The following is a 20735-nucleotide window of genomic DNA, read 5'->3' as shown; positions in this document are numbered from 1 at the left end:
ATGCGAAATCGTCGCTAAATCAACGTGGACACGTCAGCGGCGGCGATATTCGGTCAGCTGCCAGCAAAAACCTGGCGCATCGCTAGCCAGGCAGCGGTGCGATCGATCGCGGAGCGTGTTTTGTGACTTCCGCCTTTGCCGTGATGTTGCGTGCCATGCCGCCGAACACGAGCGCGTGGAAGGGGGCGACGGACTGCCAGTACGCATGTCCGGCCAGTCCTCGTGGTTCGAACACCGCGCATTGGCGGTACAGCGCGCCGCCCGTGGGTGTCGGTGTGACGGATAGTTCGAGCCACGCCCGTCCGGGAATGCGCATCTCCGCGCGCAGCCGCAGCAACCGTGGACGTTCGAGGGTTTCGACGCGCCACCAATCGAGCGCCTCACCCTGGCGGAGGGTATGTGGATGTCGCCGTCCCCGACGTAGACCGACACCGCCGACGATTCGATCCAGCCACCCACGAAGTGCCCACGCGAGCGGGAACGAGTACCAGCCATGTTCCCCGCCGACCGATTCGATCACCGACCACAGAACGTCGGGATCCGCGTGAGTCGGTCGTTCGCGGAGATCGCGGTACAGCGAGCCGCCCGACCAATCGGGATCCGACGGCAATGGATCCGAGGGTGTTTGCGGTGGACTGGCATCCGACCAGCGGGTCGGAACGTCGAGATCTCGAATTCTGGTGAGTGCCAGCGTCACCGCCTCGCGGAACGGTATCGGCCCGGCCGGCGGGTCCGGGATGATCAGTGAAACGGCATGGTCGGAACACGCGACGTCGTTGATCAGCGACTCCATCAACGGAATCGCGATCGCGCGTGGCACCGGTGTCACCAAGTTGACCCACTGGCCAGACAGCCAGGGCGTCAGGAGAGGTACGGGGATGACGACACGACGAGGCAGCTGCGCCAGTTCGGCATACGTCCTCATCATTTCCTCGTAGGTGACGACGTCCGGGCCTCCGATATCGAAGGCGCCGACCTGATCCGGCGCCAATTCCGCGCCCTGTACCAGGTAATAGAGGACGTCGCGGACAGCGATCGGTTGAACTCTGTTCCGGACCCACCGGGGCGTGACCATGACGGGTAGCCGCTCGGTGAGGTAGCGAAGCATCTCGAAGCTCGCGGAGCCGGACCCGATGACTACACCCGCGCGCAGCACCAGCGTCGGGACGGGCGAGGCCAGGAAGATCTGTCCGACTTCCGCGCGCGATGCCAGGTGACGCGAGAGCGGTTGTCCCGGGGGAGTGATGCCGCCGAGGTAGATGATGCGACTCACCCTTGCCGTCGCGGCGGCAGCGGCGACGCGAGCTGCGGCCGCACGGTCGATCTCTCCGAAATCCGCACGGTCGAGCGAATGTACGAGGTAGTAGAGCACTTCCTGCTCTGCGACGGCATCGCGGACATCCTCATCGCTGAGGACATCGCCGCGCATGATCTCGACCCGATCCCGCCAGGGAGCGTGGGCGAGCTTTCCCGGGCTACGCGCGACCACGCGTACCGAGTGACCGGCTCGGAGAAGCTCCGGAACCAGACGGCCTCCGATGTATCCGCTCGCTCCGAACACCACGCATCGCATGTCCGCACCTCGCATCCTCATATACGCATCGTCTGTGCATCAATTCGACGCTACCCCGAGAGGTGTTGAACGGCGAGTCCCGATGTTCCCGCCGACTCGGTGCGTTTCCGCTCGGCTGCCTGTGTCGCTTAGGTGTCGACCGCCGTGCGCGGGCGGGTTGGTGTGATGACAATTCTCGCGACACACTGTCGAGCACGATCGAGTTGTGCCGTTCCACCGTGCCGCCGTGGTCGCGATCCAGCTGCGCTTCCGCAGGGAATGCCTGATTGAATCGAATATGCATCGTTTTCGCGGTACGATGGACGAGACCGCTCTGGCGAACTGTCGGAACCGACGAGCCGCCCGGTGGTCGATCGTGCCGCGATCGACCGTTGCCGCGCGCTGATCGCCGCATCCGGCGCGCCCGCATACGTCGAGGCGATGATTGCCGATCGCGTCGAAACGGCCACGGACGCGCTCAGCGAAAGCTCGTTCGGGATCGGGCAGCGGGTGGCGCTGGAACAGATGGCGATGCTGTGCACCGCGCGGCAGCGGTAGAGGAGGCATACGATGCGCACTGTCACAGGCCGCGTCGAACTGGATGCGGCAGGTATCACCGATCGATCGCTACGACGTTCATATGAACACTGCCGGGCGCTCAATGCCCGGCACGGCAAGACGTTCTTTCTGGCCACCCGGTTGCTCGCTCCCGACCAGCGACCCGGCGTGCACGCGCTCTACGGCTTCGCCCGCCGGGCGGACGACATTCTCGACGATCTGGATCCACGGCTCGGAACCGCCGAGCGAGCATCCCAATTGGACAGTCTGGCAGCCAAATTCACAGCGGGTGATACGGCCGGCGATCCGGTGCTGGCCGCGGTGCTGCACACCGCCGACCGTTACCACATACCGGAAGATCTCTTCGACTCCTTTCTCGCGTCGATGCGAATGGATCTGTCGGTCACCGACTATCCCGATCGCGTGACATTGGATCGCTACGTCTACGGATCGGCCGAAGTGATCGGTCTGCAACTGCTGCCGATTCTGGGCACGACGGCATCGGAGCAGGACGCGGCGCCGTATGCGGCCGCGCTGGGAAAGGCGTTTCAGCTCACCAACTTTCTGCGCGATATCGACGAGGATCTAGCCCGCGACCGCGTTTATCTGCCCGCCGACGAACTGGCCGCTCACGGCGTGGACCGGGAACTGCTCGTGTGGTGCCGCCGGTACGGCCGCGCGGATGTCCGGGTGCGCCGCGCACTCGCCGCGCAGCACGAAATCACCAGGCAGATATACGACTTTGCGCGTGGAGGCATCGAACGGCTGGTACCGCGGTCTCGTCCCTGCGTGGCGACCGCGCTACTGCTGTACTCCGAGATTCTCGACCGCATCGAGGACGTCGATTTCGAAGTGTTCGGCCATCGCGCCACCGTCGGCACCCGGCGGCGAGTTCGAGTGGGTACCGAGGGCCTGCTGCGCGCGTGGGTGGCGCGCAGCAAGCAGTGCGGCGGTTGTGTCAGACCGTGATGACGACTTTCGCTCGCGCATGCTCGGTTTCGAGGTAGTGGATGGCCGCCGCCGCCTCGCTGAGCGGGTAAGTCCGTTCGATCACCGGTGTGAGCTTCCCGGCTTCGGCCAGCTCGCCGAGCGCGGTCAGATTGTCGGCGCGCTGCACTACTTGGAGGACGTCCACCCAGCGAGCGAAGCGCGCCAACACCATTCCCGTCACCATGAGCGCCATCGGCCCGACAACCGAACCCCCGCGGTACACACCGCCGCCGGACAGAACGAGCCTTCCATCCGGTGTCAGCACTCGCCGCAAATCGGACAACGAGTGGTTACCGACCAGGTCGAAGATCAGGTCGTAACGCACTGTGCCGCTGGTGAAGTCGTCCTCGGTGTAGTCGATGACCTGGTCCGCGCCGAGCGACCGCGTCTGCTCGATGTTCTTGGTGCTGCACACGCCGGTCACGTGCGCGCCGGAGGCTTTGGCGATCTGCACTGCGAACGTGCCGACGCCGCCGGACGCACCGTTGATCAGTACCCGGTGCCCCGGCTGGACCTGGCCGAGGTCACGCAGTCCTATGAGTGCGGTGTTGCCCGCCAAGGGAACCGCGGCCGCCTGCTCGAACGTCAGGCGAGCCGGTTTGTGCCCGACCACGGATTCCGGGGCGGCCACGTACTCGGCGAAGGCGCCATCGGACTCGCCGAACACCTCGTCACCGGCCTTGAACCGCGTCACGTTTCGCCCAACGGACTCCACCCGGCCCGCGAAATCGCGGCCGCGGATCTTCGCCCGCGGCCCGCGCAGTCCCATCATCGGCCGGGCCAGGTACGGATCTCCCCGCATCACATGCCAGTCGAGGGCGTTGACCGCGGCCGCGTACACCCGGACCAGAACCTCGTCGTCACCAGGCACCGGGACGGCGATCTCGCCGAACTCGAGAGCCTCCGGTGATCCGTACCGGTCCTGCATGATCGCTTTCACTGGGTTCTCCATTCGCGCTACCCGTTGGTGCCGAAACCGTAGATCGACACGCCAGGGCCGGACATCGGGGAAGCCCCTGAGACGAGCACTGATTTCAGTGCTCGACCGGATTGCGATGCGGGGCGGGTCGTCGTGTTGGCCGAGCACACCGCCAAGGACAGCAGCCCCAAGATCGTCGATCGCTGCACTCTGCCGCCGCCGGGCGAGTTCGCTCCTGCACTCGCCCGGCGGCCCACGCTCCGGCCCGGCCCGAATGCGAACCGACTGAAGCAGGTATCGATGAGCGAATCCCTCGCGTCCGCACCCGGCCGAGCCGATCGGATGCCGCCGTTGCCGGACGCCGAACTCACCGCGGTGCAGCACGAGGCCGTCCGGCGCCTGTCCGCCGGACGCGCGGCAGCGGCTACGAGCTGCCCGGTGCCTGCTCGGCGAGCCGATCTGCCGCGTAGGCCCTCGACTGCTCGATTCGGCTCCGTTCGTCACCCATGCCGACGAGCAGGTCCACGGTCGCGGGGCCGAGGATATTGGTGGCGGCGTGCCCTTCGTGTCCGAGGTAGCCGGTGATTTCGAGCAGGACCACGCCGTGCACCAAACTCCAGAGCCGTCCCGCGACATCGGCGACCGGGTCCGCGCGGATGCGACCGGCCTCGATCATCCGCTCGACGACGTGCATCATCTGGTTGAAAGACGTTGCTTCGACGGCGGATTCGGCGGGCGTGCCGGTGGCGCTGAGGTTCCCGGCCGCCGGGCGGGTGGTCTGCGGGGAGACCAGCCCGAACATCAGCCGGTAGCGCTGCGGATTGGCGAGTGCGTAGCTGCGGTACGCGTTGCCCGCCGCGAAGAAGTCGGCGACCGGATCGTTCGTCTCGGGAACGGCGAGTGCGGCGCCGAAGCGTGCGAATGCCTCCGCCGCGACGGCGTCGAGCAGTTCGTTCATGCCGCCGAAATGCGTGTACACGGCCATCGTGGACGCACCGATCTCGGCGGCGACTGTGCGCGCCCGCAACGCCTCCGGTCCCACCTCTTCCAGTAACCGGATGCTTGCCTCGATCAGTCGCGCTCGCGGGCTCTGGGCGGGCTGTCCTTTCGGCTTCCGTTCAGCTGGGATCCGCGCTATCCGGCCCGCATCGGCGTGCTGCCCCGAGACGGCGACAATGCCGATGTCCGCTGGTTCGATATCGAGCCTTGCTACGTCTTCCACCCGATGAACGCCTACGACGACGGCGAAACCGTCGTGCTCGATGTCGTGCGTCATCCGAAGATGTTCGACCGGAATACCGCAGGCCCGTGGGAAGGGCCGCCCACGCTGGATCGCTGGGTCGTGGACCTGGCGGGAGGGCGGGTCCGCGAGTCGCGGCTCGACGATCGGGCGCAGGAGTTCCCGCGCGTCGACGAACGCCTGGTCGGTAGGCGGCATCGGTACGGGTACGCGTCCGCGGTCGGGACAGGTTTGGGAGGAAGCCCGGTATTGCTGAAGCACGACCTCGACGCGAGGACGTCGCGCACCCGATCATTCGGTGCGGGAAAGGTCGTGGGGGAGTTCGTCTTCCAGCCTGCTGCCGCCGATTCCGGTGAAGACGATGGCGTTCTGATGGGGTATGTCACCGATCTCCCCGCCGACCGCAGCGAGTTGGCGATCCTCGACGCCGGGACGCTGGAGACGATCGCGAATATTCCGTTGCCACATCGCGTTCCGGCCGGCTTCCACGGGAACTGGGTTCCGACCGCCAGTATCACAGCGACCTGATGCCCCACCCGGATCGGTGAGGAGAGGGCGCTCCCAGCTTGTTGCCAGTCGGATTCAGTGGGTGGTCGGTGATGCTGTCGCAAGCGCTGATGGGCATCGGCTCGGTGGCTTTGGTGTATGCCGCGGTGCAGCGACCCCGGCGGCGGGGTTGATCGCCGGGGTCGCGTTGGCTGGCACGCCCGTCGCGGCGCTGATGTTCCGGTACGACAACCCCGATGCGCTGTTGACGTTCCTGATGGTGGTCGCCGGGTACTGCGCCGAAGAAGCTGTGAACCGTTGCGTGCGTCGGCTTTACGAGGTGCGGATCTCTGGGACTGTTGCCATCCCGGCGAAATGAGTAAGGAGACCGTCGGTCACGGCCGCACCTCGAGTGTGGCTTGCAGCGCCGCTCGGGTCGATGTGGATTCGATACCGAATTTCTCGGTCGCGGCCGTGGAATCGACCACGAACGGGCGATCGAACTGGTAGCGCAACTCGCGTATTTCACGGGCGTCGGCGTTGAACAGGCCGGCGGCCCGCAGCATTGCCGATGGCATGCGGCGGACTCGTGCCGGGGACGCGCCCGCGAGCGTGGCCGTCAGATCGGCGAGGGCGCGGACCGACAGGGGAGCGGCGGTGGGCGCGTGCCATGCTCTGCCCCAGGATGTTTCGTCATCGGCCACCGCGAGGAGGGTACGTGCCACGTCGTGGATGGCTGTCCAGCTGTGCGGAGCGTCGGGGTCGCCGGGGAACAGTGCGGTCTTGCCTGCGATGGCGGCGGGCAGGACCACGGCGGTGAAAGTCGAGTTGGCTCCGGCTCCCAGGTAGTCGGATCCGCGGACTTCCGCGGTGCGAATGCGGCCGTCGCGATGCGCGGTCAGGGCTTCGTTCCAGAGATCGGCGCGGATCCGCCCCTTGGTGGAGTTGGGGCGCAGGGGGTGGGATTCGTCGACCGGGCCGTCGAATTCGCCGTAGCCGTAGAGGTTTCCGACGGTGAGCAGGAGCGCGCCGGAGGCTTCGGCCGCGTCGATCGCGGCGTGGATGAGCGGCGGGAAGCCGGTGGCCCACCGGGCGTATTCGAGCCCGGCGCAGTGATGCAGTGCGGTCGCTCCCGCGCACTGGGCGGTGAGGTTCGCGGCGTCGGTGGCATCGACCCGGATGCGTGCGATGCGCGGATGCTCGGGTCCCGATCCGCTGCGGGTGAGCAGGCGAACATCGTCGCCCCGCTCGGCCAGCAGGAGTGCGGCGGCCGATCCGACGGGGCCGGCTCCGACGACGACGTGCAGGGACATGGTGGTCCTCGATCCTGTTCAAGTGTTCCGTTTCGAGAACAGCGTTCTCGCGACGCTTTCACGCTAGATGCCGAGGTCGAAGGCTGTCAAGAACAGTGTTCTCGAAACGGCCTACTGTTCTCTTTTTGGCCACGCGTTCTCTACACTGGCGGTATGTCCGCCCCTTCGCTACGAGCCCGTGTTCGCACGGAAATGATCGAGGAGATCAAGGCCGTCGCGCGCCGCCGACTGGCGGTGGACGGGGCCACTCTCTCGCTGCGCGGGGTCGCGCGCGATATGGGCATCGTCGCTTCGGCGCTCTACCGGTACTTCCCCAGCCGCGACGACCTGCTGACCGCGCTGATCCTGGAAGGCTACGAATCCCTCGGCGCGGCAGCCACTTCCGCTGCGGCGGCAGTGCCGGAGGGTGATTACCGGGGCCGATGGATCGCCGTCTGCACCGCTGTTCGCGACTGGGCGCTGGCCCACCCGACCGAATACGGCCTGCTCTACGGCAGCCCGGTCCCTGGATACAACGCCCCGCAAGACACCATCCGCCCAGCCTCGACCGTCGTCCTCCTGCTTTCCGACATAGCGATCGCTGCGACGGCCGCGGGACGCATCGACCCCCCGTCAGTGCCAACACTGCTCCCCGCACCCGTCCGCGCGGATCTCCGTGCGCTGATCGACCAACGAGCACAGGCCGAAGAACTTACCACCGACCTCCCCGAGGACACACTCGGCCGTGTATTCGCCGCCTGGACACAGCTTTTCGGCCTCGTCAGCTTCGAGATCTACGGCCGCCTCGAAGGCACCATCGAAGCCCGGGCCGACTACTTCCACCACCAGATGAACCTGATGGCCGACCTCGTCGGACTGCCGAACGCCCAGGCCATGTAGCTCCAGCCACCCTCCAGCACACGTCGCGGCCCATGTCGGCGGCATGCAGTTTGGCGACGGAAACGTCCAAAGGCTGTGGGAACCTCCCCTTTTCGGCGACCACCGCGCCGATGCCCTTCACTCCCGGTGTCGCGTTCAGTTGCGCGAAGGTGATGGGCAGGTCGTAATCCGGTGCGTCGGTGATGAAGCGCTCGCTGCCATTGACGACGATCTCGTCGCCGCCGTTCGCGGCCGAGGGTGCCCGGGTGGCGTGCTGCGGCAGGCGAATCGAGTGCGCCGGGCGGTGAAGCGCGCGATCCGCGACGCGGGCTGTTCGACGCGAACCGTTGCGCTCGGCGCGGACGCGGTCTCCGCCTGGGGTCGTGCGGCCCCAGGCGGAGATGCGTCCGAACACTCTGCGGTGGTGGCGATTCCGGACCGATTGAGCGGGCGGTTTCACCACGAACGGTTTCGCAACTACCGCTGGCTCAGCTGGACCCAGGCGGTTACAGGCAGAAGCTGATCTCGATCTGGCCGACCGGGATACCGGTGCACACTTCCACCGAACCCGACGTGGGAGTGGCGATGGGGTGTGCGGCGGCGGTGCCGGCGCTGAGAGCGCCTGCGGACAGCGCTAGGGCGGTGATGGCAAGTGGGCGGGCAATTCTGGAGGTCATACTTCATCCTCTGGTCGTGCAATGTGATGCGTCCCAGGTTCGGGACGGGGCCCATCAGAACACGTTCTCATTACCCGCGGGTAGCCCTGTGCGGTCGCCCTGTGGAGTTAACAAAGTATCGGCGAAAGTTTGTGTTAATCCGTTTAACAGCGGCCGGGCGCCGATATCGACGTTGACGCGGCCCGGCAAGCGGCCCGCGAACCGACTCCCACTCGCGCCTAGACCACCGCCCTCGGCGGCTTCGTGAGGTGCAACCGACCAGAGGCAAGGGCGACGGCAGGTGGTCAGGTCTGCGTACTTGTGTCACCTGGACCAGCGGAGAACCTCGAGTGTCGCGCCGACCGCGACTGTGTTGGTCGCGAAGGGTCGAGGCAGTAGCTCGTCGACCCGTGCCAGGCGACGCACGACCGTGCCGCGGTGGGTGTAGAGCCGATCTGCCATCCGGGTGAGTGCACTCCGAGGAAGCCTTGTTCTCGCGCGGATGCGAAGGTCCGGTACGGCTGGACGCGACCGGTGCGCATAGCCGACCATGGCTGACATGTTGCTCACGCGCGAGGCCGATCTGTTCGAAAGCTCCAGGGGCCGCCTGGAGGCGATCGCCTACCGCCTGCTGGGCTCGGCCAGCGACGCCGAGGACGCGGTGCAGGAGACGTATCTACGTTGGCAGGCCGCCGACCGCGAGTACGTGGAGACGCCCGAGGCGTGGCTGACCAAGGTGCTCACCAATCTCTGCCTCAACCAGCTCACCTCGGCCCGAGCGCGCCGGGAAACCTATGTGGGGCAATGGCTTCCGGAGCCGGTGTTGGCCGGTGGCCCGATGCTGGGCCCGGCCGACACCGTCGAACAGCGTGAATCGGTGTCGATCGCCATGCTCACGCTCATGGAGCGGCTCACCGCCAAGGAGCGCGTGGTGTACGTGCTGCGCGAGGCCTTCGGCTATCCGCACCACGAGATAGCCGACCTGCTCGACATCACCGAATCCAATTGCCAGCAGGTCTATCGCCGCGCCAAACAGCACTTGGCCGTGGAACGGGCGCGCATCGAGGTGGACGAGGCCGCCGCCCGCCGGATCGTGGAGGAATTCCTGGCCGCGGCGGTCAGCGGCCGGACCGACGAGCTGGTGCGGTTGCTTACCGATGACGCCGCCATCATCGGCGACGGCGGCGCCTTCTTCGCCACCTTGAACAGGCCGCTCGTCGGCGCCGAGCGCATCGCGCTGTTCGTGCGGCTCGCCATCAAACCCTCGGGCACCAAGTGGGACAAGCTCGGCGGCAAGCCCACGCCGTTCGCCGCGATCGTCAATGGCAGGCCCGCGCTGGTCCTGGCGGCCGAGGATCGGATCGTCGGCGTCGTGGTGCTGGAGGTGACCACCGACGGCATCGCCGCCGTGCACGCCCACGTCAATCCCGACAAGCTGGCGCACGCCAACCGCCAGTGGGCCACGTACGCACCGGGAGCGCCCCTGCCCGATCTATGGTGAACCACATCACAGTCCGCTCCTGTCAGCATTCGTGAGGCTGTCCGGTTCAAGGTCCGAACCCACCGAGACAGGAGCAACACCATGAAGCACCGCATCGTCGTCCTCGGAGCCGGGTACGCCGGAGCCATCGCCGCCGGCCGCCTGGCCAAGCGACTGCACCGCGACGACGTCGAGATCGCCCTGGTCAACGCCGATCCCGACTTCGTCGAACGGGTGCGCCTGCACCAGCTCGCCGCCGGGCAGGACCTGCCGGTCCGCCCACTGCGGAAGATGTTCGCGGGCACCGGCGTTCAGGTGCGCATCGCATGGGTCGATTCGGTGGACGCGGACCGCAAGACCGTCGAACTGATCGGCGAGCAGGGGGCCGAGACCCTCGCCTACGACACACTCGTCTACTCCCTGGGCAGCACCGTCGCCGATTTCGGCGTCCCCGGCGTCGTCGAGCACGCCCACCAGGTGGCGAGCAAGCAGGCCGCGCTGCGGCTGCGGGAACGCCTGAACCAGCTGCGGGCGGACGAGACCGTGCTGATCGTGGGTGGCGGCCTGACCAGCATCGAGATCGCCACCGAGATCGCGGAGGCGCGCCCGGATCTGAAGGTCGCCATGGCCGCGCGCGGCGGTGTCGGCGACTGGCTCGACGAGAAGGCACAGAGCCACCTGCACGGCGCGTTCGAACGCTTCGGTATCACCGTCCACGAGCACGCCGACGTCACCCGGGTCACCGAAGAGGGCGTGGCCACCCGATCGGGCGCGGAGATCCTCGCGCAAATGACCATCTGGACAGCGGGATTCGCCGTGCACCCGATCGCGGCCGCCAGCACACTCACCGTCTCCGAGGCCGGGCGGATCGTCGTCGACGCCACCCAGCGCTCGGTCTCGCACCCGGACGTGTACGCCTTCGGCGACGCCGCGCACGCCGCGGGAGTGGGCGGCAAGACGCTGCGCATGGGCTGCGCCACCGCCTCCCCGATGGCCTGGCTGGGCGCCGACGCCATTGCCGCCCGACTGACCGGACGTGAAGTCCCCGATGCCCCGATCGGCTACAACAGCCAGTGCATCAGCCTCGGCCGCCGCGATGCCATCGTGCAGAAGGTGACCAAGGAGGATCAGCCGACCTCGAAGGTCGACGTGGGCCACAAGGCCGCCCGCGTGAAGGAGCTGATCTGCAAGGCCACCGTGTGGAGCGTCAACCATCCGACCCTGATGGTGCCGAGCCGGCGTCGAAGCCTGGTCGAGACCGGCGCGGCGGCTCCGGTCGCGACCGTCTGAGCGCGCGGGTGCGGAGCCGGTGCAGGTCCGCCCCAGCGGGAACGAACTGGGGCGGGTCTCGATGGCTTCGAGCCGGTGCTTGCCCGCTGTGATCAGGCCGAACATCGTGTAAGTGGACTGTCAGGCCGACGTCAGCTCGGTGTAAGCCGGGCTGGCGACAGTATTCCTGTGAACAGCACAGCAATTGCGGCTTATGGGCTCCGGAAGGCATACGGGGACAAGACGATCCTCGATGGCATCGCTCAGAACATCGGTGCTGGCCCCTACCCGAGCCTGCGCACGGAATGGCTCGACCGACTCGCCCGCGTGATGCGGTACTTGCGCGGCGACCACGCCTTCGCCCAGTTGATCCGGTTCGCCCTGGTCGGCGGCTCCAGCAACATCGCCTATGTCCTGCTGTTCATGGCCACGAACGGGATCAGCCCGCTGGTCGCCAATATCGCAGGCTCGATCGTCAGCACGGTGATCGCGAACGAACTGCACCGGCGGCTCACCTTTCGCGCGGCCGGACGAGTCGGTTGGTTCACCGCACAGTGGGAAGGCGGCGGGCTGGCGCTGATCGGCCTTCTGATCAGCACGGCGGCGCTGGCCGGACTGGAGTTCCTGGCGCCCGGCCTCGGCGAGATCGCACAGGCGGGCGCCGTGACCGCCGTCATGGCGGCGGTCGGCGGTGTGCGGTTCCTGGTACTGCGCGGCTTCGTCTTCTGAAAGTTCGCCCATTTCGAATCAGGTTTGGCGTCAACCTCGTTGGGGGACGAGACACTGGCGGACCAGTTGGGCTGCCACGATGCCTGCATGGATGTCGAACTGCTGCCTGCACTCGCACCGGGCGTCGGTCCGCCGGAGCGGATCGAGTTGGGAGATCTGCTGATACGACGATGGCTGCCGGAGGACCTGGTGCCACAGTTCGATGCGATCACAGCGTCCTATGAACACATCCATCCCTGGATGGACTGGCTTGCCGAGCCGACCACGCTGGAGCGGCAACGCGCATTCGGTGCGGCGGTCGCCGAGAGCTGGCCTACTGCCGATCGAGGCTTCCATTACGGCATCTTCGACGGCGATGGCAGGCTGCTCGGCGGGATCGGCCTGCTCGACGGCCTCGGTCCTCCAGCGGTCGAGATCGGTTACTGGTGCCATGTCGAGCACACCGGTCGTGGTGTGGTGACCCGTAGCGTGGCTGAGTTGACCCGCATCGCACTGACTTTGCCCGGTGTCGACCAGGTCGAGATCCATTGCGATGAAGCGAACCTTCGCAGCGCTGCGGTCGCTCGCCGGCTCGGTTATCGTCTCGATCGGATCGAGCCTCGCGAAAAGCGCGCTCCCGCAGAGTCCGGTCGCGGGATGTTTTGGATCAAGCAGGGTTCGGGTGGCTCTCCACCGCCGTGACACGGGCCCGGAGCAGGCAGAATTCGTTCCCCTCCGGGTCGGCGAGTACAGACCTGTGCCGAACAGCGGTTTTCCTTGTCGGCACGGCGAATCGGTCACGAGGCTGGGTGCTGTGTCGGCAACGCACCAGCGGTCCCCGGATCCACCTGCGGGACACGTGCGTCCCGGCAGGTGATCGCGGACGGTATCAGGCTCCGGTCTCAGGACTCGTCGATTTCCAGTGCCCCGGACGGGCAAGCATCCACGGCCTCCCGCACCGCTGCGTGACCGCCCTGTGGTCTCGGGGCGAACAACCGCACCCGGCCGTCGCCCTCGTCCTGATCGAAGACCTCCGGTGCGACAAGGGCGCACATGCCCGCGCCGATGCAGCGCTCCCGATCCGCGGAGATTCGCATCCCGGTCACTTCCTCGTCCAGGTGACCGGCAGCTCGTGGACGCCGTAGATGTTCATGTCGGTCCTGAGTTTCACCTCGTCGGCGGGGATGGCGAGCTCGAGGGTCGGGAAGCGACGCAGCAGCCCCTCGAACCCGGCGCGCATCTCGATCCGGGCCAGTTGCTGGCCGAGGCAGGTGTGGATGCCGTGGCCGAAGGCCAGACGACCGCGGGCCTCGCGGCGGATGTCCAGGGTGTCGGGGTTGTCGAAGCGCCGGGGGTCGCGGTTCGCGGCCAGCAGTGAGACGACGACGGTCGATCCCTTGCCGATCAGTTCGCCGCCGAGTTCGATGTCCTCCGTGGCGTAGCGATAGAAGATGTCGGCAACGGACAGGTAGCGCAGGAGTTCCTCGACGGCATCGGGGACCAGATCGGGGTCGGCGCGCAGTGCGGCCAGCTGCTCGGGATGCTCGAGGAGCGCGAAAGTGCCGAGCGCCAGCATGTTTGCGGTGGTCTCGTGGCCGGCGAGCAGCAGCAGGAAGGCGATGCCGATCAGTTCCTCGATGCTGAGGTCGTCCTGGCGGGCCAGGTCGGACAGGAGGTCGTCGCCGGGTTCGGCGCGTTTGCGCGTGACCAGTTCGGCGAGATACGTGGTCATCGCGCCGTACGCGGCCATCTTCTCGTCGAGCGACTGGTCCTTGACCAAGAACTGGGCGGAGTTGGTCTGGAAGGTCTCCCGGTCCTCGTAAGGGACACCGAGCATTTCGCAGATCACCAGCGAGGGCACCGGCAGGGCGAACTCCTTGACGAGGTCGACCGGCGGGGTCAGGCGTGCCATCTCCGCCAGTTGCCGCTCGGCGATGTCGATGATGTGCTCTTCGAGCTGCTTCATGCGTTTGACGGTGAAGGCGCCGGTGAGCATGCGCCGCAGCCGGGTGTGGTCCGGCGGGTCCATGGCGATGAACAGACCCGGAATCTGTGGGGACGGTTCGGTTGCCGCGGGCATGCCGGGGGTCTCGTACGGGATGTGGACGATGCCGATGTCCTGGCGGGAGCTGAACCGGGTGTCGGCCATGAGCTGGCGGACCGCGTCGTAGCCGGTGACGAGCCAGCCCTCGTGCCCATCGGGGAAGACCAGGGGACTGACCGGGCGAGCCTCGCGCAGCCGGGTGATGTCGCGGGGCGGGTCGAAGGGGCCCGCATCGCGCTCCATGGGAAGGCCGTGCGGGATGGGAACCGTCTGACTCATCGGATTTCCTTTCGTGGCGGTTGTTGTGGCAACACTCGCCGACGGACCTGACATGCGACTGTCACGGCTCTGACACCGACCAGCGCACGCGCGGCTTCCGCACCACGTCAGCGGCACAGGCCCGCAGACCGCCCATGGCAAGATCAGCCAGGTGCAGATCGGGATACTTGGACCATTCGAGATACGCACGGCAGACGGCGTTTACGCCGACGTGCCGGGCGCGCGGCTGCGCGGGCTGTTGATCGCCCTCGCGCTCGAACCAGGTCACGCGGTCCCGAAAGCGACGCTCATCGACTGGATCTGGGGAGAACAACCTCCTTCCGACGCGGCGAATGCGCTGCACCGCTTGGTTTCCCGGCTGCGGAAGGCGCTGCCGGAAGGGATGGTCGAAGGGCAGACGGACGGCTATCGGCTGCGGGTGGAACCCGATGCCGTCGACGCCGTGCGGTTCGAACGCCTCGTCGCCCAGGCCCGCAATGACGAGGGTCCCCAGGGAGTACGGCGGCTGCGCGAGGCTCTCGCGTTGTGGCGCGGCGCGGCCATGCAGGACGTCGGTCTGCAGGACAGTGCGGCGTTCGACGTGGTCGTCACCCGTCTCGAGGGGCTACGCCTGACCGCCATGGAGGATCGGTTCGACGCCGAGATCAGCCTCGGCCACGGTGCGGAGCTGGTCACGGAACTGACCGACTCGGTGGCCGCGCATCCGGTGCGAGAACGGCTCGTCGCCGCATTGATGCGTGCCCTCGTCACGACCGGTCGCGACACCGAGGCGCTGCTGGTGTACGAGCGGGCGAGAGAAACCCTGGCCGACGAGCTGGGCGTCGACCCCGCACCGGAGCTGTCCGCCTTGCACATCGCGCTGCTGCGGGGCGAGCTGGGACGGCGGGAGGACAACCGGAAGACCAACTTACGTGCCGAGCTGACCAGCTTCGTCGGCAAGGACGCCGATGTCGCCGCGGTCGGCGAACTCATCGCCGAACACCGGCTCACCACCCTGATCGGGCCGGGCGGCTCTGGAAAGACCCGACTGGCCACGGAAACCGCGCGCACGCTGCTCGGCGACCTGCCGGACGGTGCCTGGCTGGTCGAACTCGCGGCCATCGGCGCCGACGGTGACACCGGAGGCGGGCGCACGGGGGATGGGCCCGAAGGGCAGGGAAGCGGGAACAATATCGCGCAAGCGACGCTCGCCGCGCTCAAACTGCGGGATGCGCTGCTCGGCGAGGCGCCGGACGCGGAGCCGACGGATCGGGTGATCGCCGCGGTCCGCGAGCGGGCGATGGTGCTCGTTCTGGACAACTGTGAGCACGTGATCGAGTCCGCGGCAGCGTTCGCCCATCGAGCACTCGGAGAGTGCAGGCAGCTGCGGATCCTCGCGACGAGCAGGGAACCCCTCGGCATCACTGGTGAGGCACTGTGGCCGGTCGCACCGTTGGCCTTACCCGCGGAACACGCCGACCCCGGCGAGATCGCGTCGGCTCCGGCCATCCTGCTGCTGCTGGACCGAGCCCGCGCGGTGCGCAAGGACCTCACGACCGACGCCCACACCTTGTCGACGTTGGCGCGCGTCTGCCGGGCACTGGACGGGATGCCGTTGGCGATCGAACTCGCCGCGGCCAGGTTGCGCACCATGTCCCTCGATCAGCTCGCCCACCGGCTCGACGATCGGTTCCGCCTGCTCACCGGCGGCAGCCGGGCCGCGCTGCCGCGGCACCGGACGCTGCGCGCGGTGGTCGACTGGAGCTGGGAGCTGCTCACCGACGCGGAACGGGTTGTCCTGCGCAGGCTTTCGGTGTTCTCGGGCGGGGCGAGCCTGGAAGCAGCCGAGCGGGTCTGCGGGAGCGAGGCGGTCGAGGCGGGTGAGGTACTCGAGTTGCTGACCGCGCTGACCGAGAAATCGCTGGTGCTCACCGAGGGCGACTTGGCGCCACGCTACCGGATGCTCGGCACGATCAGGGAGTACGCCGAACAGCGTCTCACGGAGGCGGGGGAATCGGATTCGGCGCGTCGTGCGCATCTCGCGTATTTCACCGAACTCGCCGAAATCTCGGATCCGCATCTGCGCCGCGCCGAGCAATTGGAATGGCTCGCAACGCTGGAGGCCGAGCACGACAATATCGCTGCCGCGATGCGTGGTGCGCTCGCGGCCGGCGAGGCCGACGGGGTGATGCGGCTCGCCGCGGCCGCAGGCTGGTACTGGTGGCTCGGCGGGCACAAGGCCGAGGGCAACGAGTTGATCCTGGCGGCCACGGCCATGCCCGGCGAGGTGGCCGACGAGATCCGGGCAGTGGTGTACGCGTTCGTCGTTCAGTTCGTGATCTCCGGGCCGCAGAGTGACCAGTACAACGCGGAGGAGTGGATCCGCAAAGCTTACGAATCCAGCAGGCGTGTTCAGAGCCGTCACCCGGTGCTGAGGTTTGCCGCCCCGCTGGAACGCATGTTGCAAGGGCCGGACGCGTTCCTGCCCGCGTGGGAATCACTGCTGGCCGACGACGACCCCTGGGTGCGCGCCCTGGGCAGGCTGCAGCTCGGCAAATTGCGGATCCAGCTCGGCTATGGCGGCCGGGATGCGGACACCTATCTCGAGGCGGCGCTCACCGAGTTTCGCGCGCTCGGCGAACGGTGGGGGATTTCGTTCGCCCAGACCGAGCTGGCGAATCGCATCGCCATGCGCGGCGAGTTCGCCAGTGCGTGTGAGCATTACGAACAGGCGATCGCGGTCGTCACCGAGATCGGCGCCATCGAGGATGTCGTGCCGTTGCGGTCGCGGCAGGCCCAGTTGTACTGGCTGTCGGGCGACGAGGAGTCGAGCGCGGCGGCCATGGCCGAGGCGCAGCGGTCCGCGGAACGAGTCGCCTGGCCGAATGTGCTTGCCGAGCTGGCGCTGTCGAAGGCGGAACTCGCGCGCTGGATCGGCGATGCCGAGCAGGCATACCGGCAACTCGACATCGCGACAACGCTGCTCGGCGATGACGCCGAGCGGGCAATCGGCCGCGCGATGAAACAGGATCTGCTCGGCTATCTCGCCGAGGATCTCGACGAGGCGCGCGCACACCGCGTCGCGGCCTTGCAAGCGGCGTCCGAGGCGGGGCACGCACCCCTGATCGCCCGGGCGCTCGTCGGGATCGCGGATCTGGCGCTGCGTGACGAAAACTACGAGCAAGCCGCGCGGCTGCTCGCGGCGAGCGCAGGCGTGCGTGGTCTGGCGGATCACTCTCAACCGGATGTGGTCAGGATCGAGCAGGCCGCGCGAAGCCGCCTCGGCGACACGCGGTTCACCGAGGCGGCACAGGAGGGGGCGTGGGCGAGCTGGCACGAGTTGGCCGCGTTCACGCTCGCTTGCTGAATGTCGAACGCGCCCACAGGTACCCGACGACCGCGATCCCGACGCACCAGGCGATGGCGGTGATCGCATCGCCGGTGTTCGGTGCGCCGTCGAGCAACCCGCGCAGGGTTTCGATGATCGGCGTGAAGGGCTGGTACTCCGCGAACTGCCGCAAGCCCGGTCCCATCTTCTCCGCAGGCACGATCGCGCTGCTGAAGAACGGCAGCATGACCAGCGGCACGGAGGCCATGCCCGCCGTTTCCGGAGACTTCGCCGCCAATCCCAAGGCGACCGTGAGCCAGCTGGCCGCGACACCGAGCAGCACGACGATGCCGACCACACCGAGCCAGTCGAGGACATTCGCCGACGGACTGAATCCCAGCAGGAACGCCACTCCGACGAGGGCCGTGATGGCGATCAGATTGGTCAGCACAGTGGCGATGACATGACCGCTCAACACCGCGCCGCGGGAGACGTCCATGACCTTGAACCGGTTGATGATGCCGTTCGTCATATCGGAGTTCACCGCTGTCGCGGTGGCCCCCAGCCCGTAACAGACCGCCAACAGGATCAGGCCGGGCGTGGCGTAGTCGATGTAGTCGACGCCGACGTCGAAAGCGTCGCCGAACATGTACACGAACATCAGCATGATGATGATCGGCATCAGGACCGCGTTGAACACCGAGGTCGGGTTCCTGGCGATGTGTTTGAAGTTGCGGCGCAACATGACAATCGAAGGGGACTTGGCGGTCATTTCGCGACTACCTCCGTGGTGTGGCCCGTCAGGGCGAGGAAAACGTCATCGAGGTCGGGTGTGTGCACGGAGAACTCGTCGGCGGTGAGTCCGTACTCGTCGAGCCGGTCCAGCAGCACCCGAAGCGATTTCGTGCCGCCATCGCTGGGAATCCGCAGGGTCAGTGTCTCGTCGTCCTGCGTGGAGTCGGGGAACAGACGCGCGGCCGCGCCGAGCTGTGAGCCGTTGGCGAACCGGAGCCGGACGTGCGTCCCGGGGATCTGGCGCTTGAGATCGTGGGGAGTGCCCTGAGCGACCAGGCGGCCCTGGTCGAGTACCGCGATCCGGTCGGCGAGTTGATCGGCTTCCTCGAGGTACTGGGTGGTGAGGAAGATGGTCACGCCGTCGGCCACCAGGTCGCGGATGATCGACCACATCGTGCGGCGGCTGCGCGGGTCGAGTCCGGTGGTCGGCTCGTCGAGGAAGATGATCTTCGGGTTGCCGACGAGCGTCATCGCCAGGTCGAGCTTGCGGCGCATACCGCCGGAGTAGGTCGACGCGGGCTTGTGCGCCGCCTCCACCAGCTCGAAGCGTTCCAGCAGTTCTGTGACGGTCCGCTTGCCTGCCTGGTCGGGAATCCCGTTGAGGTCCACCATCAGCTGCAGGTTCTCCTGCCCCGTCAGCAGCTCGTCCACCGCCGCGAATTGACCGGTGACCCCGATCGCCGCGCGCACCGCCTTGGCCTCGGTCGCGACGTCGTGGCCGGCAACGCGTACCGTCCCGCCATCGGCCGTGATCAACGTGCTCAGCACGTTCACCGTCGTCGTCTTACCCGCCCCATTCGGGCCGAGAAGGGAAAAGATCGTTCCCGCAGGGACATCCAGATCGATGCCATCGAGCACCACCTTGTCCCCGTATGCCTTCCGCAGCCCGGAAACCGCGATCGCTGAATTACTCATGCGACCACCATCGGCACCCGGCCTGACACCGGCCTGTCACGCCCCTGACACGGAGTTCCGCATTGACGTTCACACCGCTCCGGGAGACGATACGATCCGTCGAGGATTTCCGTATCCGCTGAGCAGATCGGCAGCACGACAATGCTTCTCGCCACCGCGTACGACATTCTGGCGCAAGTCGGCAATCCCACTCCCGAGCCGCCGCCGGAGTCGGAGAAGTTCCTGCAACTCAGTCGGTACCTGGTCTGGCTCGCTGTTATCGGGCTGATCGCGCTCGTGGTGATCGGTATTCCGCTGATCGTCGTGCTGGTGACCCGCCGGTCCACGCGTCGTGTACCGGGCGGGCCGGGCGCAGCTCCGGGCTACGGCGGCCCGCACCAGCCGGGGCCGGGTGGTCCCGGCGGTGGTGGTCCGGCGGGAGGCGGGCACCACGGCTACGGTGGCGGTGGTCCGGGCGTGTGAGCTCCGGTCCGGCGGGGTCGGCGATCCACCGTGACGGAAAGTCGTTGTCGGTGCACAGATGTCAGCGATCTCCGCGTGGAAACCGATCTGCGAAACTGCTTCCGATCAGCTCAGGACAACGGTGAACCAGAGTCGAACCTCGGTCGTCATCGGTGCCGCGAACTGTGAGCGACGAGGCGTCGGCGTCCACGGTGGCGGTGATGGTGGTGGTCTACAGGACTGTGCTGGGAGCGAGTGCTGGCAGTTCTCGAGTCGAAATCTCGTGCGCCTCTTCAGGATCGATGCCCAGTGCGCGCAGCAGCAGCTCTGCGGTCGACGCCCCTGCCTCTCTCCATGTTTGATGACCTTCCAGCACCATCCACATCGCACTCAATGTGGAGCCCAGAACCATGGAGATGACGCTCTCGATGCTGGCCGAGCCGAGTATGTAGCGCCCTGAGGCAACTCCGGCCTGGAAATCTTCCTGCGGCGGCCCGGCCAACCATGTTCGGAGTATTTCCTTGGTGAGCAGGCCGAACTCGACAGCGAAGCGACCCATCAACGGGTTGTCGTGGCCGGTTCGAATCCACAGCCGTACGCCCGTTGCCATCCGGGCGGCGGGGTCGTCCATGCCGGTGAACGTCGCGGCGACACGCTGGTGCATGTCTGTACTGATGTCGTGCACGACGCGATCGAACAGGCCCTCGATCGAACCGATGTTGCGGTACAGCGTGCCTCGGGCGACATTGGCTTGCTGTGCCAACTCGCTGATGGTGATCTGGGTGGTCCCCTTGTCCACGAACAGCTGAACAGCTGCGATGAAAATTCGCTCTTCCGTCGGTGTCATGCGCCCCGGTTCCGATCCAGTGCCCGCTCGTGTCCAATCAGCTGAGACTGTAGCAGGATCGAACGAGTGGACGCATAA

General features: G+C 66.9%; 19 protein-coding genes and 3 pseudogenes. 11 read left to right on the top strand and 11 right to left on the bottom strand.

Translation table 11 applies throughout. The features are described from left to right. Window positions 1-82 precede the first annotated feature (82 nt). Window positions 83-1573: an SDR family oxidoreductase gene (locus AC3ERS_RS09890; RefSeq protein ID WP_431965786.1), complete on the bottom strand. Its 1491-nt coding sequence runs from the start codon at window positions 1571-1573 to the stop codon at window positions 83-85. 345 nt (window positions 1574-1918) lie between these two features. On the opposite strand from AC3ERS_RS09890, the gene AC3ERS_RS09885 reads away from it, so the two are divergent. Further along, window positions 1919-2110, top strand: coding sequence for a hypothetical protein (locus AC3ERS_RS09885; protein ID WP_431965784.1), 192 nt, complete (start codon window positions 1919-1921; stop codon window positions 2108-2110). A gap of 12 nt (window positions 2111-2122) precedes the next feature. After that, entirely contained in the window at window positions 2123-3079 is a 957-nt protein-coding gene (locus AC3ERS_RS09880; protein WP_431965782.1) for a phytoene/squalene synthase family protein, read from the top strand. On the opposite strand, the gene AC3ERS_RS09875 is transcribed toward AC3ERS_RS09880, so the two are convergent. Together AC3ERS_RS09875 and AC3ERS_RS09870 are read right to left on the bottom strand one after the other, a co-directional pair. Then, window positions 3069-4040, bottom strand: a complete 972-nt coding sequence (locus AC3ERS_RS09875) for an NAD(P)-dependent alcohol dehydrogenase (RefSeq protein WP_431965780.1) — start codon at window positions 4038-4040, stop codon at window positions 3069-3071. The genes AC3ERS_RS09880 and AC3ERS_RS09875 overlap by 11 nt on opposite strands. Before the next feature lie 403 nt (window positions 4041-4443). Beyond that, on the bottom strand, window positions 4444-5241 hold the full coding sequence (locus tag AC3ERS_RS09870; protein ID WP_431965778.1) for a TetR/AcrR family transcriptional regulator: 798 nt from the start codon (window positions 5239-5241) through the stop codon (window positions 4444-4446). Here AC3ERS_RS09870 and AC3ERS_RS09865 point away from each other — a divergent pair. Then, window positions 5128-5787 (top strand): annotated as a pseudogene (locus AC3ERS_RS09865) (carotenoid oxygenase family protein); the annotation flags it as partial. The gene AC3ERS_RS09870 and the pseudogene AC3ERS_RS09865 sit on opposite strands and share 114 nt — an antisense overlap. Window positions 5788-5837: 50 nt before the next feature. Beyond that, window positions 5838-6061: pseudogene (locus AC3ERS_RS09860) on the top strand (glycosyltransferase family 39 protein); the annotation flags it as partial. Between the two features lie 79 nt (window positions 6062-6140). Here the strand turns inward: AC3ERS_RS09860 and AC3ERS_RS09855 are convergent. Beyond that, window positions 6141-7058 (bottom strand): NAD-dependent epimerase/dehydratase family protein, encoded by a 918-nt coding sequence (locus tag AC3ERS_RS09855; RefSeq protein WP_431965776.1) that lies wholly within the window; start codon window positions 7056-7058, stop codon window positions 6141-6143. A 153-nt stretch (window positions 7059-7211) separates the two neighbouring features. On the opposite strand from AC3ERS_RS09855, the gene AC3ERS_RS09850 reads away from it, so the two are divergent. Next, a complete protein-coding gene (locus AC3ERS_RS09850; protein ID WP_431965774.1) occupies window positions 7212-7937 on the top strand; it encodes a TetR/AcrR family transcriptional regulator in 726 nt (241 codons plus the stop codon). A gap of 485 nt (window positions 7938-8422) precedes the next feature. Here AC3ERS_RS09850 and AC3ERS_RS09845 read toward each other — a convergent pair whose 3' ends face one another. Both AC3ERS_RS09845 and AC3ERS_RS09840 read right to left on the bottom strand, forming a co-directional pair. Then, window positions 8423-8593: a hypothetical protein gene (locus tag AC3ERS_RS09845; RefSeq protein ID WP_431965772.1), complete on the bottom strand. Its 171-nt coding sequence runs from the start codon at window positions 8591-8593 to the stop codon at window positions 8423-8425. 303 nt (window positions 8594-8896) lie between these two features. Next, window positions 8897-9040, bottom strand: a pseudogene (locus tag AC3ERS_RS09840) (helix-turn-helix domain-containing protein); the annotation flags it as partial. A 91-nt stretch (window positions 9041-9131) separates the two neighbouring features. Between AC3ERS_RS09840 and sigJ the strand changes: the two are divergent. The 4 genes from sigJ to AC3ERS_RS09820 all read left to right on the top strand — a co-directional run bounded on the left by sigJ (window position 9132) and on the right by AC3ERS_RS09820 (window position 12731). After that, window positions 9132-10073: an RNA polymerase sigma factor SigJ gene (gene sigJ, locus AC3ERS_RS09835; RefSeq protein ID WP_431965770.1), complete on the top strand. Its 942-nt coding sequence runs from the start codon at window positions 9132-9134 to the stop codon at window positions 10071-10073. Window positions 10074-10154: 81 nt separating this feature from the next. Next, on the top strand, window positions 10155-11342 hold the full coding sequence (locus AC3ERS_RS09830) for an NAD(P)/FAD-dependent oxidoreductase (protein WP_431965768.1): 1188 nt from the start codon (window positions 10155-10157) through the stop codon (window positions 11340-11342). 309 nt (window positions 11343-11651) lie between these two features. After that, entirely contained in the window at window positions 11652-12050 is a 399-nt protein-coding gene (locus AC3ERS_RS09825) for a GtrA family protein (RefSeq protein WP_431966167.1), read from the top strand. 87 nt (window positions 12051-12137) lie between these two features. Then, window positions 12138-12731, top strand: coding sequence for a GNAT family N-acetyltransferase (locus AC3ERS_RS09820; RefSeq protein WP_431965766.1), 594 nt, complete (start codon window positions 12138-12140; stop codon window positions 12729-12731). Between the two features lie 200 nt (window positions 12732-12931). On the opposite strand, the gene AC3ERS_RS09815 is transcribed toward AC3ERS_RS09820, so the two are convergent. Next, window positions 12932-13126, bottom strand: coding sequence for a ferredoxin (locus AC3ERS_RS09815; protein ID WP_431965764.1), 195 nt, complete (start codon window positions 13124-13126; stop codon window positions 12932-12934). 5 nt (window positions 13127-13131) lie between these two features. Beyond that, window positions 13132-14352, bottom strand: coding sequence for a cytochrome P450 (locus AC3ERS_RS09810; protein WP_431965762.1), 1221 nt, complete (start codon window positions 14350-14352; stop codon window positions 13132-13134). A gap of 151 nt (window positions 14353-14503) precedes the next feature. On the opposite strand from AC3ERS_RS09810, the gene AC3ERS_RS09805 reads away from it, so the two are divergent. After that, entirely contained in the window at window positions 14504-17698 is a 3195-nt protein-coding gene (locus tag AC3ERS_RS09805) for an ATP-binding protein (RefSeq protein ID WP_431965760.1), read from the top strand. Here the strand turns inward: AC3ERS_RS09805 and AC3ERS_RS09800 are convergent. Further along, complete coding sequence (locus AC3ERS_RS09800; protein ID WP_431965757.1) at window positions 17682-18431, bottom strand: ABC transporter permease; 750 nt, start codon at window positions 18429-18431, stop codon at window positions 17682-17684. The two genes, AC3ERS_RS09805 and AC3ERS_RS09800, sit on opposite strands and share 17 nt — an antisense overlap. After that, window positions 18428-19369 (bottom strand): ATP-binding cassette domain-containing protein, encoded by a 942-nt coding sequence (locus tag AC3ERS_RS09795; protein WP_431965755.1) that lies wholly within the window; start codon window positions 19367-19369, stop codon window positions 18428-18430. The genes AC3ERS_RS09800 and AC3ERS_RS09795 overlap by 4 nt, the downstream gene beginning before the upstream one ends. A 141-nt stretch (window positions 19370-19510) precedes the next feature. Here AC3ERS_RS09795 and AC3ERS_RS09790 point away from each other — a divergent pair, with 141 nt between their 5' ends. After that, a complete protein-coding gene (locus AC3ERS_RS09790; protein WP_431965753.1) occupies window positions 19511-19831 on the top strand; it encodes a hypothetical protein in 321 nt (106 codons plus the stop codon). Between the two features lie 211 nt (window positions 19832-20042). Here the strand turns inward: AC3ERS_RS09790 and AC3ERS_RS09785 are convergent, their stop codons facing one another. Beyond that, window positions 20043-20657, bottom strand: coding sequence for a TetR/AcrR family transcriptional regulator (locus tag AC3ERS_RS09785; protein WP_431965751.1), 615 nt, complete (start codon window positions 20655-20657; stop codon window positions 20043-20045). Window positions 20658-20735: the final 78 nt, after the last annotated feature.

Source organism: Nocardia sp. bgisy134 (assembly GCF_057708325.1).
Note: the sequence above shows the minus strand (reverse complement) of the source record. Positions and strands in the feature narration are given on the sequence as shown.